Source organism: Chromobacterium sp. CCUG 30098, from assembly GCF_059916605.1.
The window spans coordinates 399,829-414,094 of the sequence record NZ_JAUCGS010000002.1 but is presented as its reverse complement, the minus strand read 5'-3'; the positions used below and the strand labels follow the sequence as shown (position 1 = coordinate 414,094).

General features: G+C 69.1%; 12 protein-coding genes. 5 read left to right on the top strand and 7 right to left on the bottom strand.

The genetic code is table 11. The features are described from left to right. The first annotated feature begins 214 nt into the window (after window positions 1-214). Complete coding sequence (locus tag QUG03_RS07575; protein ID WP_107799168.1) at window positions 215-1,234, top strand: transporter; 1,020 nt, start codon at window positions 215-217, stop codon at window positions 1,232-1,234. Window positions 1,235-1,241: 7 nt separating this feature from the next. Here the strand turns inward: QUG03_RS07575 and QUG03_RS07570 are convergent, their stop codons facing one another. Continuing rightward, entirely contained in the window at window positions 1,242-2,147 is a 906-nt protein-coding gene (locus QUG03_RS07570) for a LysR family transcriptional regulator (protein WP_500819746.1), read from the bottom strand. 158 nt (window positions 2,148-2,305) lie between these two features. Here QUG03_RS07570 and QUG03_RS07565 point away from each other — a divergent pair, with 158 nt between their 5' ends. Next, window positions 2,306-3,859 carry an MFS transporter gene (locus QUG03_RS07565; RefSeq protein WP_500819745.1) on the top strand — a complete coding sequence of 518 codons (1,554 nt, stop codon included), beginning with the start codon at window positions 2,306-2,308 and terminating at the stop codon, window positions 3,857-3,859. Between the two features lie 179 nt (window positions 3,860-4,038). Here the strand turns inward: QUG03_RS07565 and QUG03_RS07560 are convergent, their stop codons facing one another. Beyond that, window positions 4,039-4,695 (bottom strand): O-methyltransferase, encoded by a 657-nt coding sequence (locus QUG03_RS07560; RefSeq protein WP_500819744.1) that lies wholly within the window; start codon window positions 4,693-4,695, stop codon window positions 4,039-4,041. A gap of 144 nt (window positions 4,696-4,839) precedes the next feature. On the opposite strand from QUG03_RS07560, the gene QUG03_RS07555 reads away from it, so the two are divergent. After that, entirely contained in the window at window positions 4,840-5,508 is a 669-nt protein-coding gene (locus QUG03_RS07555) for a class I SAM-dependent methyltransferase (RefSeq protein ID WP_500819743.1), read from the top strand. 152 nt (window positions 5,509-5,660) lie between these two features. Here QUG03_RS07555 and QUG03_RS07550 read toward each other — a convergent pair whose 3' ends face one another. Then, window positions 5,661-6,596 carry a LysR family transcriptional regulator gene (locus QUG03_RS07550; RefSeq protein ID WP_107799172.1) on the bottom strand — a complete coding sequence of 312 codons (936 nt, stop codon included), beginning with the start codon at window positions 6,594-6,596 and terminating at the stop codon, window positions 5,661-5,663. Between the two features lie 86 nt (window positions 6,597-6,682). Between QUG03_RS07550 and QUG03_RS07545 the strand changes: the two genes are divergently transcribed. Beyond that, entirely contained in the window at window positions 6,683-7,162 is a 480-nt protein-coding gene (locus QUG03_RS07545) for a GNAT family N-acetyltransferase (RefSeq protein WP_107799173.1), read from the top strand. Between the two features lie 141 nt (window positions 7,163-7,303). On the opposite strand, the gene sbcC is transcribed toward QUG03_RS07545, so the two are convergent. The 3 genes from sbcC to QUG03_RS07530 all read right to left on the bottom strand — a co-directional run bounded on the left by sbcC (window position 7,304) and on the right by QUG03_RS07530 (window position 12,493). Continuing rightward, window positions 7,304-10,729, bottom strand: coding sequence for an exonuclease subunit SbcC (sbcC, locus tag QUG03_RS07540; protein WP_500819742.1), 3,426 nt, complete (start codon window positions 10,727-10,729; stop codon window positions 7,304-7,306). Continuing rightward, window positions 10,726-11,946, bottom strand: a complete 1,221-nt coding sequence (sbcD, locus tag QUG03_RS07535) for an exonuclease subunit SbcD (protein ID WP_227108263.1) — start codon at window positions 11,944-11,946, stop codon at window positions 10,726-10,728. The genes sbcC and sbcD overlap by 4 nt, the downstream gene beginning before the upstream one ends. Window positions 11,947-12,019: 73 nt before the next feature. Then, entirely contained in the window at window positions 12,020-12,493 is a 474-nt protein-coding gene (locus QUG03_RS07530; protein ID WP_107799176.1) for a hypothetical protein, read from the bottom strand. 211 nt (window positions 12,494-12,704) lie between these two features. Between QUG03_RS07530 and QUG03_RS07525 the strand changes: the two genes are divergently transcribed. Continuing rightward, entirely contained in the window at window positions 12,705-13,811 is a 1,107-nt protein-coding gene (locus QUG03_RS07525) for an acyl-CoA dehydrogenase family protein (protein WP_158274271.1), read from the top strand. A gap of 225 nt (window positions 13,812-14,036) precedes the next feature. Here the strand turns inward: QUG03_RS07525 and QUG03_RS07520 are convergent, their stop codons facing one another. Continuing rightward, complete coding sequence (locus tag QUG03_RS07520) at window positions 14,037-14,231, bottom strand: hypothetical protein (protein WP_107799178.1); 195 nt, start codon at window positions 14,229-14,231, stop codon at window positions 14,037-14,039. Between the last annotated feature and the right edge of the window lie 35 nt (window positions 14,232-14,266).

Here is a 14,266-nt window from a genome sequence, read left to right as displayed (position 1 = left end):
ACGGCGGACGCGCGTCGGGCTTGCCGGCTGGTACTGATTAAAACAAAATCCCTTTGGCATCAAAGCCTTCGCACAGGCCAGAAAAACATATTAAGCACCCAGATATCAAAGCCCCCCAAAAAAACTTCAGCCCCCTCCCCTTCATCTCATCGTCACCATTTCGTCATCCGCCGCGCCTAAGCTGAGCTGTATTCCACCATGTCGGCCGCGCGCCATGAACCACGTCATTACCCAGCAGCAATACGGCTCGGACCAGGCCGGGCTGATCTGTGGCTTTCGCTTTCATCCGGATTGCGCCGGCGAAGAGATCGATTCCGCTCAGGCGCAAGCCTGGCTACGCGCGCCGCCGGACGGCGACGCCTTTCTATGGCTGCATTTCAATCTGGCCAATGCCGCCAGCGAACGCTGGCTGCGCGCGGCCTTGCCCTTGCAGGAAGATTTTTTCGAGGCCTTGCGCGGCGGCTCCAACTCCACCCGCATCGAATTGCTGGATCAGGCCTTGCTGGCGGTGATCAACGACGTGGCTTTCAGCTTTGGCCTGGCCTCGTCGGACATCGCCACCCTGTGGGCGCATGCTCAGCCGCGGGTGCTGATCACCGCGCGCGTCAAGCCGCTGCACTCGGTGGACCGGCTGCGCGCGGCGGTGCGCGCCGGCGCGGCCTTCCGCTCGCCGGCGGCCTTGCTGGTGCATTTGCTGCAAAACCAGGCGGACGCGCTAGCCGGCATCGTACGCGCCAGCGGCGCGCAGGTGGATGTGCTGGAAGACAGGCTGCTGGCGCAAAGGCTGGACGATCAGCGCGCGCAGCTGGCGGCGATGCGGCGTTCCCTGGTGCGCTTGCAGCGCCTGCTGGCGCCCGAGCCCAGCGCGCTGTTCCGCCTGCTGAACCGGCCGCCGGCCTGGCTGGACGCGGCCGACGCGCAGGCGCTGCGTCAGTCTTCCGAGGAATTTGCGCTGACGCTGAACGATCTGGCCGCCTTGGTGGAACGGATCAAGCTTTTGCAGGAAGAACTGGCGGCGCGCCTGAATGAGCAGAGCAACCGCACCCTGTTCACGCTGACCCTGGTGACGGTGCTGGCGCTGCCCATCAATATCGTCGCCGGTTTCTTCGGCATGAACGTGGGCGGCGTGCCGCTGGCCAATCATCCGCACGGCTTTTGGGTGCTGGTGCTGCTGGTGGCCGGCTTCAGCCTCTTGGCCGCCTGGTGGGCTTTCCGCCGTCAGCGCGGCGCGTAGGCGGCGCTCACGCCGCCCCGCCCGCCGGCGCGAACATGCGCTGGCATAAGAAGTCCACGAAGACGCGCAGCTTGGGCGACAGCTGGCGGCTGGACGGCCACAGCACATGGAACATGCCGGTCTGGCCCAGATAGGGCTCCAACACGATTTGCAGCCGGCCGGCGGCCAGCGCGTCGCGCACGATGAAGTCCGGCAAGTACGCCAGGCCCTGATTCTGGCTGGCGGCGCAGATCAGCGCCTCGATATTGTTGCAGCTCAAGGCGCTGCTGGGCGGCCAGTCCTGGCCGGCCGGCGCGCCGTCCAGCGCCCAGGTCTGCAGCTTGCCGGTGCTGGGGAAGCGATAGCGCAGGCAGGCGTGATGGGCCAGGTCCTCCGGGCTTTGCGGCGCGCCGCGCTCGCGCAGATAGCCCGGCGAGCCCACCACCAGCAGACGGAAGGGCCCCAAGGGCCGCGCCATCAGCCGGGAATCCGCCAACGGGCCGCTGCGCACCACCGCGTCCAGGCCCTCTTCTATCACGTCCACCATGCGGTCGGAGAAATCCAGGTCCAGCTCCACTTCCGGGTAACGCCGCATGAAATCCGGCAGGATGGGCAGCAACATGCGATACCCCACCACCGGCAGGCTGACCCGCAGCTTGCCGCGCGGCGCGGCGCGGCTCTGCGCCAGTTCGGCCTCGGCGTCGTCGATATCGTCCAGGATGCGGCGGCAGCGTTCGTAGAACAATTCGCCCTCCGCCGTCAGCCGCACATGACGGGTGCTGCGCTGTAACAGCCGCACGCCCAGTTTTTCTTCCAGCCGCGCCACGCTCTTGCCCACGGCGGATGAGGACACGCCCAGCGCGCGGCCGGCGCCGACAAAGCTTTGCGCCTCCGCGGCGCGTACAAAAGCGGCCAAACTGCTCAAACTATCCATGCCCACGTCCTTATTGAGGATTTTTTGTCCGCTTAATTTGGACACAGCGCCTGTTTTTCGTCAATTGCCGTCAAATTATCATGTGTTCGCCCAATGACCATCCGCATCCGCCCGCCGCGCCGCGCGGGCGCTTGTCCCACTCTTTGAAAGGCGAAATCATGCATCCCTCCAAACCGGCGCCCTCCCAACGCGCTCCTTTACTGACCCTGGCCGCGGTCTGCCTGGCCGCGCTGACCACGCCGCTCAGCTTCACCGGCCCGGCGCTGGCCTTGACCGCGATAGGCCGCGAGCTGGGCGGCGACGCGCTGGCCCTGACTTGGGTCACCAACGCTTTCATGCTCACTTTCGGCGGCTGCCTGATGGCGGCCGGCGCGCTGGCCGATCAATACGGCCGCAAACGGGTGTTTCTGCTCGGCATTGGCCTGTTCTCCCTGTCCTCGCTGGGCTTGTTCCTGGTCGGCAGCCTGCTGTGGCTGGACTTGCTGCGCGCGGCCCAAGGCCTGGGCGCGGCGCTGTCCTTCGCCAGCGGCCTGGCGGCGCTGGCGCAAAGCTTCGCCGGCGCGGCGCGCACGCGGGCCTTCAGCCTGATAGGCACCACCTTCGGCATCGGCCTGGCTTTTGGCCCCTTGCTGTGCGGCTATCTGATTCAGGCGCTGGGTTGGCGTTCCATCTTCGCGCTGGCCGGCCTGGTGGGCCTGCTCGCCTTGGGCCTGGCCGTCTATTGCATGCGCGAATCGCGCGACCCTCAGGCCGCCGGCCTGGATTGGCCGGGCGCGCTCAGCTTCACGCTGGCGCTGAGCCTGCTGACTTACGGCGCGCTGGCGGCGCCGGAGCTGGGCTGGAGCAGCCCGCGGGTGATTGCCCTGCTCTTGGGGGCCGTAGCCGCGTTCTGGCTGTTCGTGGCGCTGGAGCGCCGCGCGGCGCGTCCCATGCTGGACCTGAGCCTGTTCCGCTATCCGCGCTTTGTCGGCGTGCAATGTCTGGCCGCCGCGCCGGCTTACGCCTTCGTGGTCTTGCTGGTGCTGCTGCCGCTGCGCCTGGTGGGGGCGGAAGGCGTCAGCGAGGCGGAGGCCGGCCGGGTGATGCTGGCCTTGTCCGCGCCCATGCTGGCGCTGCCGCTGTGCGCGGCCTGGCTGACGCGCTGGCTGTCCGCCGCGGTTCTGTCCGCCGGCGGCCTGCTGCTGTGCGCGCTGGGGCTGTGGTGGCTTAGCCGCTATCCGCAGCTGTCCGCGCTGCAACAGACCCTGTGGCCCTTGCTGCTGATAGGCGTGGGCATCAGCCTGCCCTGGGGCCTGATGGACGGTCTGGCGGTCAGCGTGGTGCCCAAAGAGCGCGCCGGCATGGCCGCCGGCATATTCAGCACCACGCGGGTGGCGGGCGAAGGCATTGCGCTGGCCTTGGTGGGCGCGCTGCTGGCGGCCCTGCTGCAACAACGTCTCGCCCCCTTGTCCGCGGCGGCGCCCCAGGCGCTGGCCGCGGCCGCCAGCCAGGGGGCGCTGGGCAAGCTGGCCGCCGTCGGCGAGTTCTTGCCCGGCCTCGCGCCGGAGGCGCTGTCCCAGGCTTACGCCGCCGCCTTCCAACGGCTGCTGACGGTGCTGTCCGCCCTGACCGTGCTCAGCGCGCTGGTGGTGGCGCTGTTCCTGCGCGGCGTCGCTCAGACGCAGACGGAGGAAACGGACGCGAATCCGGCGCTGGACTCCGCCTGCTCTTGAGCGCGCGCGCCGGTTTGCCTTCCCGCGAGCCGGCGCTCGGAACGTGTTTACGATCTTGCGAGCTCAGGCGAGACAAGGCGAAAACCGCTGAGAAAGCGGAGTGTCACGGTACATGAGCATTTCGAAGCGGTACTCACCGTGTCACGTCTCACGACGCGCAGCAGATCGTAAACAGCTTCTCAGGCCGTTTCATTGACGATGGCGATGGAAAACCCGTCCCAACCCTTGACGCCCACGGTTTGCAGCGCGGTGGCGGTCAGCCGCGGCTCGGCGCCCATGTCTTCTATGAAGCGGCGCACGCCGGGATCTTGGCTGACCACATTGGCCACCGCCCCGCCGCGCGCCACATTGTCGCCGACGATGGCGGCGCCGGGGCGCGCCAGCTTCAGCGCCCATTCCAGATAAGCCGGGTTGTTGGGTTTGTCGGCGTCGATGAAGATCAGATCGAAGGGCTCGCCCCCGGCCAGCAGCGGCAGGCTGTCCAGCGCCGGGCCTTCCCGCAGTTCCACCTTGTCCGCCACGCCGGCGGCGGCGAGATTGGCCCGCGCCGTGTCCGCGTGCGCCGGATTGGCTTCCAAGGTCACCACCCGGCCGTCTGCCGGCAGCGCCCGCGCCAGCCAGATGGTGCTGTAGCCGCCCAGGGTGCCGATCTCCAGCACCCGCCGCGCCTGCATCAAACGCGCCAGAATATGCAGAAAGCGCCCTTGCAGCGGCGACACGTCCTGCGCCGGCAGGCCGGCGGCGGCGTTGGCCGCCAGCGCGCCGTTCAAAACGCCGTCCTCCACCCGCAACGCCGCGGTGAAATAGCGGTCCAGACCGCTCCATTCTGCTTGCATCGGCTTCTCCTGGCGCGGCCGCCCCGAACAACGGCCCGGCTTGACCGCGCATGCTTGAAGCCACCATGATAAGCGCATTTCAGGCCCAGCCGCCGCCACGCCTGTCATTGCGCCCAGGGCGCCTCGTTTTTAAGGGGAAAAGGTATGGACAGATTTCAAGGCGGCGGGTCCGACGGCTACGACGAGCGCATCGCCAGGCTGATTCCGGGCTACGCCCTGCTGCACCAATTGAGCGAGGCCTTGCTCGCCGGCCTGTTGCCCGCCGATGCGCGCGTGCTGATCGTCGGCGCCGGCACCGGCAGCGACACCCTCGCGCTGGCGCGGCGGCATCCCGGCTGGCGCTTTTGCGCGCAAGACCCGTCCGCCGACATGCTGGCCATTGCGCGGCGGCGCCTGGAGCAAGCGGATGTCGCCGGCCGCGTGGATTTCCGCCCCTGCGCGCTGGACGCCTTGCCGGAAACGGAGTTCGACGCGGCGCTCTGCCTGCTGGTGCTGCATTTCCTGCCTTCTCCGGCCAAGCTGGCGCTGCTGAGCGCCGCCCGCTCCAGACTGCGGCCGGAGGCCCCGCTGCTGCTGGCCGACCTTGCCGCGGCCCCATCCGCCGCGCTGGCCGCCGCCGGCGGCCACGCTTCTCAAAGCCTGGGCATGAGCGCGGAGGACGCCGCCCAGATGCGGCTCAAGCTGGAGCGCGATTTCCACCCCTTGACCGAGGCCGAACAGCGAGCCTTGCTGCAAAACGCCGGTTTCGCCGCGCCGGAGCGCTATTTCCAAGCCCTGCGCATCCAGGGGCATTGGACGCGACGGCTGGGCTGAGCCGGCGCTAAGAGCCTGTTTACGATCTGCTGCGCGTCGTGGAGCCTTACGCGGCGAGTACGGCGTCAGAATGCTCGTCCGCCGCTGGAACACTCCGCTTCTTCAGCCGCAACGCCTTGTCTCGCTCTCGCTCGCAAGAGCGTCGACACCTTCTAAGCCTGAAGCGACGGCGCGCAGGCGCGCAATTGCGCGCGCAGCCAATCATGGGCGGCGCTGCGGCCGTGGCGGGCGTGGCTGTACACCTTGAGGGTGTAGGACGGGATATCGAACGGGGCGGCGTGGACGGCGATGGGCGCGGCCTGGCTCAAGGCCTGCGCCGCCAGCCGCGGCAGCGTCATGATCCATTCGGACTCCGCGATGATGAAGGGCGCGGCCAGCACCGACGGCAGTTGCAGCGCCACGTCGCGGCGCAGGCCCCGGCGCTCCAGCGCGCGATCGATGCCGCCGCGGCTTTCTCCCCAGGGCGTCACCACCACGTGGCGCGCCGCCAGGTATTGATCCAGGCTGAGGCCGTCCCGGATGCGCGGATGGGCGCGGCTGACGATGGCCACGTAGCGGTCTTCCAGCCAGTCGAAGCTTTCAATCCCGGCCGCCGGCTCCGCAATCTCCTCGACATAACCCAGCGCGAAGTCTATGCGGCCGGCGGCCAGATCCTCGGCGGACTCGCGGCCGCGGGAATGCACCAGCTTGAAACGCAGCCGCGGCGCCGCCCGCTGCAAGCCCGCCAGCAGGCGCGGCATCACCGCGAAGGCGGTGTAGTCGGTCACCGCGATCACAAAAGCCCGTTCGCTGCGCTCCGGCTGGAAACCGCCGGCCTCGGCCAGCCCCTGCGACAGCGTTTCCAGCGCGGCGCTCACCGCGCCGGCCAGTCTTTCCGCGTAGGCGGTGGGCTGCATCGCATTGCCGATGCGCACAAAGAGATCGTCGCCCAGGGCGGCGCGCAGCCGCGCCAGCGCGTGGCTGAACGCCGACGGGCTCATCGCCAGTTCGTCGGCGGCGGCGCTGACCGAGCGCTGGCGCAGCAAGGCGTCGAAGACCAGCAGTAGATTCAGGTCCAAGCGGCGCAGGTCGGAATGCAGGATATTCATCATGACTTGAAAACAATGCAACGCATGCAGTTTGTCTTGGCCGTAGTATAGCGCTTAATCCATTCACCACTATTCAGGTTCCGTCCATGTCCATCCATATCCGCCCCGCCCAAGCCCAAGACGCCGCGCTGATCCTGCGCCTCATCAAGGAGCTGGCCGTCTACGAACGCGCCGGCGATCAAGTGGCCGCCACCGAGGACAGCATCGTCTCCAGCCTGTTTGGCGCGGACAGCCCGGCGCGGGCGCTGATTTGCGAGGTGGACGGCGAACCGGCCGGCTACGCCGTCTACTTCTTCAGCTATTCCACCTGGCAAGCCAAGCAGGGCCTGTATCTGGAAGACCTGTATATTTCGCCGCGGCAACGCGGCGGCGGCGCCGGCAAGCTGATGCTGCGCCGCCTGGCCCAGCTGGCGGTGGAACACGGCTGCGGCCGCTTCGAATGGAGCGTGCTGGACTGGAACCAGCCGGCCATAGACTTTTACCTGTCCATCGGCGCCAAGCCGCAGGCGGAATGGGTGCGCTACCGGATGGACGGCGCCGCGCTCGCCGACTTCGCCGCCGGCTGAGGCGGGCCTGTTCATGGTCTCCAAGCCAGAGCGAGGCGAAAACCGCTGAGAAAGCCGAATGCACACGCGGCGCATCAGCATTTCGAAGCGGCCCTCACCCGGTCGCCTCTCAACGACGCGCAGCCGATCGTGAACAGCTTCTTAGCCGCTCACCGTCAGCGCGGAGCAACCGGCGGCGCCGGCCCGACCCACCCGGATCTGCACCGGGATGCGCTCCTTCAAGGCCTCCACATGGCTGATCACGCCTATGGTCTTGCCGCCGGCGTTGAGCGCGTCCAGGGCATCCAGCGCCAGTTCCAGCGTGTCGCCGTCCAGAGTGCCGAAGCCCTCGTCCAGGAACAGCGAATCGATCGAGGTTTTGTGACTGGCCAGGTCGGACAAGGCCAGCGCCAGCGCCAGGCTGACCAGGAAGCTTTCGCCGCCGGACAGGGTGCGGGTGTCGCGCGCGGCGTCGGCCTGCCAGCTGTCGACGATTTCCAGCTCCAGCTCGCCGTCGGCGCGGCGGCGCAGCCAATAGCGGCCGTGCAGCCGGCTCAGGTGGCGGTTGGCCAGCGCCACCAGATGCTCCAGCGTCAGACCCTGGGCGAAGCGGCGGTATTTGTCGCCGCCGGCGGAGCCGATCAGGCCGTTCAAGCGCTGCCAAACGTCGGCCTCCTCGCGCAGGCCGTCGATGCGGGCGAACAGCTCGCGCTGGCCGTCGCGGCGCGCGGCGTCGTTGTCGAGCAGGGCGCGCAAGGCGCCGTCCTCGCCGGCCAGGCTTTGCCGCTCGGCGTCCAGCGCTTCCATGCGCTGGCGCAATTCCGGTTCCGGCTGCGGCGAGGCGTTGTCCCGCTCCAGCGCCGCCAGCCGTTCCGCGGCCTGTTGCCGCAACGCCGCCGCGCTCAGCCTTTCCCGCTCCAGTTGCCGGCCGAGCGCGCTCAAGCGCTCGCGCTCGGCCTCCGGCAAGGCCGCCGCCAGAAAGGCGGCGGCGTCCGCAAACGGGCTGGCGGCCAGGGCTTGGCCCCAGGCCTGTTCCGCGTCCTCGGCGCGCCGCCGCTGGCGCGCGGCGTCGCTGTCCGCCCGTTCCAGCGCGCCCTGGATCTGGGCCAGGGTCCGCGCGGATTCCTCGCAATCCGCGACCGCGGCCAGCCAGGCGGCCTCGGCATCGCCGTCCTCCTGCGACGGCGCGCCGTCCGGCAGCCGCAGCGCCCGCCAGCGCGCGTCCCAATCCGCGACGCGTTCTCCGGCGAGCCGGTACGCGGCGGCCTGGGCCTCCGCGTCGGTTTCCGCTTGCCGGCGAGCCAGTTCCAAATCTTTCCAGTCCCGCCAATCGGCGGCGCGCTGTTCCAGCCAGCCGGCCTCCTGCCCCGCTTCCGGGGCCTCGAAGCCGGCGGCGGCGATGTCGGCGTCGCGGCCGCCGGCCAGTTCCCGCAGCTCGGCCTCGCGCTGCGCGAGCTCGTCCCGCAGCGTTTGCAGGCTCTGTTCCAGGCTACGCAGGCCGTGTTCTTGCAAGGCCCGTTTCTGGCCCAGCGCCTGAACGGCCTCGCTTTGCCGCTGCGCGTCCGCGCGCGCCCGTTCCAGCGCCGCTTCCGCCTGTTCCGCGGCGCGCAGCGCGCTTTCCTGCCGCTGCTGCAGCCCTTCCGCGTCCCGGCAGGCCTGTTCCAGCCGCGGTCCGCGCCAGTCCCCGTCCGCCAGCCCCCAGGGCGCGCCCTCGCTCAGCCATTGCGCGGCCAGGGTTTCGCGGCGCGCTTGTTCCTGTTCCGTCGCCGCGTCCAGCTGGCGCAGCTGCGCTTCGTCGCGCGCCAGCTGCGCCGCCGCCTGCTGGCCTTGTTCTCGCAGCGTCTCCAGCGCGGCCTCCTTGGCGTTCAAGGCCGCTTCGGCGGCGCCGATGTCCAGCGCCTGATAGGCGGCCACCGCCGGGTGCTCGCAAGCGCCGCATAAGGGGCAGGGTTCGCCCGGCCGCAAGGCGGCGCGGTGCTGTTCCAGGCTGAGAATGCGCCGCTCCTGCTCCAGCAGCCGCCGCTTGTCCGCCGTTTGTTCCTGCGCTAGCCGGTAATCGGCGCGCAGCCGCTGCAAGTCGGCGTCGCGGCGCGCTCGCTCGGCCTCCTGCGCCGCTCTTTCCTCGCGCCGTCCGGCCAGCCGCTCTTCCAGCGGCTTCAGTTCGGCAGCCAGCGTCGCCAGGCCGCGCAAGGCCGTGTTTTGGCGCAGCGCGCGCTGCCATTGCTCACGCCATTCGGCCAGGCTGCGGCCGTCCAGCGCCGCCCGGCCGCCCTCTTCCGCCCGCCGCAGCGCGGCGGCGGTCTCCAGGCCGCGCCCTTCCGCCGCTTCGGTCTCCGCGTTCAAGGCCGCCAGGCCCTGTCGCTGGTTCAGCGTCCGGGCGTCCAGCTCCGCGACGCGCGCGGCGCAGCCGTCGCGCTGTTGCCGCAAGCGCTGCTGTTGATCGAAACCGGCGCGCCAACGTTCCAGCAACTCGCCCAGGCGAGCGTGGTGTCCCAGACGCCGGGCGGCGGCCTCTTGTTCCTCCGCCGCGGCCTTGAGTGCGTCCAGACGCGCTCCTTGGGTCCGCTCCAGCCGGCGGGCCTGGCTCAAGGCCCGCCAATGGCCGGCCTGCCAGTCCGCGTTCCGCGCCGCTTGCGCATGGCCAAGCGCCTGGCTTTCCGCGCTCAGACGCAGCAGCTCCGCCCGCGCCTGCTCCGCTTCCCGCCATTGCGGCAGGATGCGCTGCGCCGGCTCGTCGCGGCGCAAACACGCCAGTTCCGGCTCCGCCCGCGCCTCCTGCTCGCTGGCCCGCCGCCACGCCTCGTCGGCGTCCGCGCTCTGACGCCGCGCCTGTTCAAGGGCTTCGCGCCACTGCCATTGCTTGCGCGCCAGCTCCCAGTCCGCCTGCGCCTGGCGCGAGGCCGCGCCCAGCGCGGCCAGCCTGGCCTCCATGTCCGCGCGCCGCTCCGGTTCCAGCAGCTCCACGCCGTCGGCGCGCGCCTGCCATTGCTCCAGGGTCTGGCGCGCGTCGCGGGCGCGCTCGAACACCTGTTGCGAGATCAGGCCGTAGATTTCGCTGCCGGTCAGTTCTTCCAGCAGTTCCGCGCGCGCGTTGGCGTCGGCATTGAGGAAGGCGGCGAAACCGCCTTGCGCCAGCAGCATGGACTTGGTGAAGCGTTCGTAATCCAGGCCGGTGATGGCTTCGACGCGCTTGAGCTTGTCCGCCACCTGGCTGCTGAGGATCTCGCCGTCGGCGTCGGCCAGCTCCACCTTGGGCGCTTGCAGCGCGCCGTCCGGCTTGTCGCGGGCGCGGCGCTGGCTCCAGAAGGCGCGGTAACGCCGGCCTTTGACTTCGAACTCCACTTCCGCCAGGCAGTCCGCGGTGTGCCGGCTCATGATGTCGTTGCTGCCCTGGGTCACGGCGTCCAGCCTTGGCGTCTTGTGGTAGAGCGCCAGGCAGATGGCGTCCAGCAAGGTGGATTTGCCCGCGCCGGTGGGGCCGGTGATGGCGAACAAGCCGCTGCCGGCGAAGGGTTCGGCGCTGAAATCCAGCTTCCATTCGCCTTGCAGCGAGTTGAGGTTTTTCAGGCGCAGGCTCAGTATCTTCATGCCTGTTCCTCCCGCAGGGCGGCCAGGGTTTCGCGATAGCGCAGCCGCAGTTGCTCCTGCAGCGGCGGATCAAGGGTTTCCAGCGCCAGCCGGCGCTCGAACACGTCCAGCGGCGTCAGTTCGTCCAGGGTTTCGCCGGCGGCCGAGGCCAGCCCTGAGGCGGCCTGCCCGCGGTCGCGCCGCACGCGCAAGAGCTCCAGCGGCAGATCGGCGCACAGCGCCTGCGCGCGGGCGGACAGATCGCTCAGGTAGTCGTCTGCGCTGACCACGATCTCCAGCCAGACCGGCCGTTCCGCGCTGCCGGCCTCCGCCGCCTGCGCCAACAGCGCCGGCAACTGCGCCAGGCTGCCGCGCACCGAACGCAAGGGCTGGAAGCAAGGCACCGCCAGCGGCCGGACGGAGCCTAGGCCCTGCTCGTCCAGCTCCGCCAGCAACACTTCCTTGCCCTGGCCGGCTTCGTCGAAGCTCAGCGGGATGGGCGAGCCGCTGTAACGGATGTGCTCGTGGCCGCCCACTTTCTGCGGCCGGTGGATGTGGCCCAGGGCGATGTAGTCGGCCGGCGGGAAGGCGTTGCTGGGAAAGGCTTCCAGCGCGCCGACGTAGATTTCGCGCACGGATTCGCTGGCGCTGGCGCCCACCGTGGTCAGGTGGCCGCTGGCGACGATGGGCAGGGGCAGGCCCAATTGTTCGCGGCGGCGGAGCGCTTGCTCGTACACCTGCCGGTAGCGTTCGCGTATGGCGTCCTGCAAGGATTGCTGCTTTTGCTCGGCGCTCTGGCCGGCTTGGCTGCGCAGCACGTCGCGCGGGCGGATATAGGGCAAAGCGCACAGCAGCGCGCCCGGCTCGCCGTCGCGGCGCTTGAGCATCAGGACCTGATCGGCCGGGTCCTCGCTCAGGGCCGGCACCACGCTGGCGGACAGATAGGACAGCAGCGCGCGGCTTTCCGCCAGCGTGGCCACGGAGTCGTGATTGCCGCCCAGCAACACCAGTTGCACGCCGGCGCGATGAGCGGCGGCGATCAGGCCGTTGTAGAGTTCGCGCGCGTAGCTGGGCGGCGCGCCGGTGTCGAAAATGTCGCCGGCCACCAGCACGACGTCGGCCCGGTGGACGTCGGCCTGCTCCAGCAGCCAGTGGATGAAGGCCTGGTGCTCCGCCAGGCGGGTTTTGCCGATGAAATGCTGGCCCAAGTGCCAGTCCGAGGTGTGGAGGATGCGCATGCCGGCCGCTGTGTGGGTTCAATGCCCGGCAGTTTACCGGCTTGCCGCGTCCCGTCCAGTCCCGGACCTCGGCTCAGTCGCCCCACTTGAGGCTGAGACCCAGCCCCTGGCAGTTTCTGTCGTCCGGCGCGCAATTGCTGTTGCGGGTATGCAGCTGCAAGGCGCTGTCCGCGCATTGCGGCGAATAAGGGTCCTGATCGCAAAGCTTGGCGCTACCCATGGGCTGGGGCGGCGCGGAGGCGTAGGCGCGCTCGGCGCCCTTGGGCTGGCAATAGGCATAGCCGGGATGGCTTTGGCAGTCCACAGGCGTCTTGGGCTCTTGCTTGCTGCGCAGCGCCTGGTCCGCCAGCAGGCGGGTGCGCTCGGACGGCGGATAGCTGAAGCGTTTACTGTCGTAGCCCAGGCTCCAGCCCGGCGGCGGCTTGGCCGCGGGGCTCGCCGTTTCGGGCGGCGTCGGCTTGAGGTCCAGGTCCAGCGCCAGACTGGGGCCTGCCAGGCCTAGCGCGGCCAGCAGCAGGCCAAGAGATAGAATGGGAGATGCGCTCATCGGAACCTTTCCCCGTTCCGCGCTTATGAACTACCCGCGCCAAAGCGCGGCGGGAACGGTGTCAATGAAAAAAAAAGATAGAGCCGCGATGGCGTGGACAAGTTCCGCCGCGCGCTCAATCGGCAAGGACAGATGTCATGCTGTACACATAGACAGCGCCGTCTATCCCGCCCAGAATGCCGCTGAAATCAACCACGCCCCTCCCCGCGCCATGCACCAAGCCGAATCCCTCGCCCTGCTCCGCCGCGTAGACCAACGCGTCCGCCTGCAACTGTCGCCGCTGGCCGCCGCCATCGACCAGCAAGGATATTATCCGGAGGAGATATTGCGCGGCCTGGGCGAAGACGGCGCCTACGCGGCCCTGTTGCCGACGGAAGCCGGCGACGGGCCGGGCCTGGTCGCGGCGATGGCGGCCATCGCCGAAGTCGGCGCGGTTTGCGGCAGCACCGCTTTTCTGGCCTGGTGCCAGAGCGCCAGCGTATGGCTGCTGCGCCACGCGGCGCCGCGGGCGGAGCTGAGATCGCTGATGACGGAACTGGCCGCGGGCCGGCGCCTGGGCGGCCCCGGCCTGTCCAACGCGATCAAGCACCTGGCCGGCCTTGAGCCGCTGCGGCTGCATGCCGAACCTTGCCCCAGCGGGTATCGGATATCCGGCGATCTGCCCTGGGTGTCCAATATCGGCGGCGGCCATGTGTTCGCCGCGGCGGCGGCCGCTTCGGACGGCGGCAAGCTGGTCTTCGTCGCCGATTGCGACGCGCCGGGGGTACGGCTCTGCGACGGGCCGCCCACCGCCGGCATGGCCGGTACCCGCACATTGAGCGTGAGGCTGGACAAGGTGTTGGTGCCCGCCGAGCGGGTGGCGGCGGAACCGGCCGACTTCGCCGCCTTCATACGGCGCGTCCGCCCCGGCTTCGTGCTGGCGCAGGCGGCGGCGGGCCTGGGCATTGTGCAAGGCTGCCTGGACGACATCCAGGAAGCCAATCTGCGCGACGGCGAGCAGAATCGCTGGCTGGACCACTCGTATCAGGATCTGGCGGCCGAACTGGCCGATTTGTGGCGCGAGGCGAAAACGCTGGCGCCTCAGGCCGAGGCGGGCCAGGTTCAACCCTTGAGCGTGCTGCGCTTGCGCGCCGCGGTGGGCGAATTGTGCCTGCGCGCGGCGATGTCGGCTCAGCTGCACGCCGGCGCGGCCGGCTTTCTGCTGTCGCATTCGGCGCAGCGCCGGCTGCGCGAGGCCAGCTTCATCGCCATCGTGACGCCGACGCTGAAACAGCTGCGACGCGAAATCGATCTCGCGGAACAGGCGCAGCCGGCTTAGAAGCCGTTCAAAATCCGCCCCGCCTCGCTCTGCGCAACGCAGGATAAGGCTTTGCCGGCGGGCCTTGGAACGTGTTTACGATCTCGCTAGCTAAAGCTAGACAAGGCGTTGCGGCTGAGAAAGCGGAATATACGAGGGGCGCGCGAGCATGCCGAACGCCGGCGCTCGCCGCGCCACGCCTCACGAAGCGCGGCGGACTTTGAATGGATTCCTTGGAACGGGCGCTTAGTGGCGTAGATAGGCGAACAGCCCCACCAGCGCGATACAGGCGATCAACGCCGCATGCAGCAAGACTTCCTCCTGTCGGGCGCTGAGCCGCCATTTGACATGGCGTTTGCCCGCCAGGGGCAGGTTGGGCGAAAAATGCTGATAAAACGCGCTGGGACTTCGATCTGCGGAGTCGGGATGGCCGCTTTTCATGAGAAATAACTCTGAAGTTGTCGGGTGTAAGCAAT

Coding starts and splice junctions, on each gene's coding strand:
- QUG03_RS07575 (WP_107799168.1), top strand. CDS start 215: ATGAACCACGTCATTACCCAGCAGCAATACGGCTCGGACCAGGCCGGG.
- QUG03_RS07570 (WP_500819746.1), bottom strand. CDS start 2,147: ATGGATAGTTTGAGCAGTTTGGCCGCTTTTGTACGCGCCGCGGAGGCG.
- QUG03_RS07565 (WP_500819745.1), top strand. CDS start 2,306: ATGCATCCCTCCAAACCGGCGCCCTCCCAACGCGCTCCTTTACTGACC.
- QUG03_RS07560 (WP_500819744.1), bottom strand. CDS start 4,695: ATGCAAGCAGAATGGAGCGGTCTGGACCGCTATTTCACCGCGGCGTTG.
- QUG03_RS07555 (WP_500819743.1), top strand. CDS start 4,840: ATGGACAGATTTCAAGGCGGCGGGTCCGACGGCTACGACGAGCGCATC.
- QUG03_RS07550 (WP_107799172.1), bottom strand. CDS start 6,596: ATGAATATCCTGCATTCCGACCTGCGCCGCTTGGACCTGAATCTACTG.
- QUG03_RS07545 (WP_107799173.1), top strand. CDS start 6,683: ATGTCCATCCATATCCGCCCCGCCCAAGCCCAAGACGCCGCGCTGATC.
- sbcC (WP_500819742.1), bottom strand. CDS start 10,729: ATGAAGATACTGAGCCTGCGCCTGAAAAACCTCAACTCGCTGCAAGGC.
- sbcD (WP_227108263.1), bottom strand. CDS start 11,946: ATGCGCATCCTCCACACCTCGGACTGGCACTTGGGCCAGCATTTCATC.
- QUG03_RS07530 (WP_107799176.1), bottom strand. CDS start 12,493: ATGAGCGCATCTCCCATTCTATCTCTTGGCCTGCTGCTGGCCGCGCTA.
- QUG03_RS07525 (WP_158274271.1), top strand. CDS start 12,705: ATGCACCAAGCCGAATCCCTCGCCCTGCTCCGCCGCGTAGACCAACGC.
- QUG03_RS07520 (WP_107799178.1), bottom strand. CDS start 14,231: ATGAAAAGCGGCCATCCCGACTCCGCAGATCGAAGTCCCAGCGCGTTT.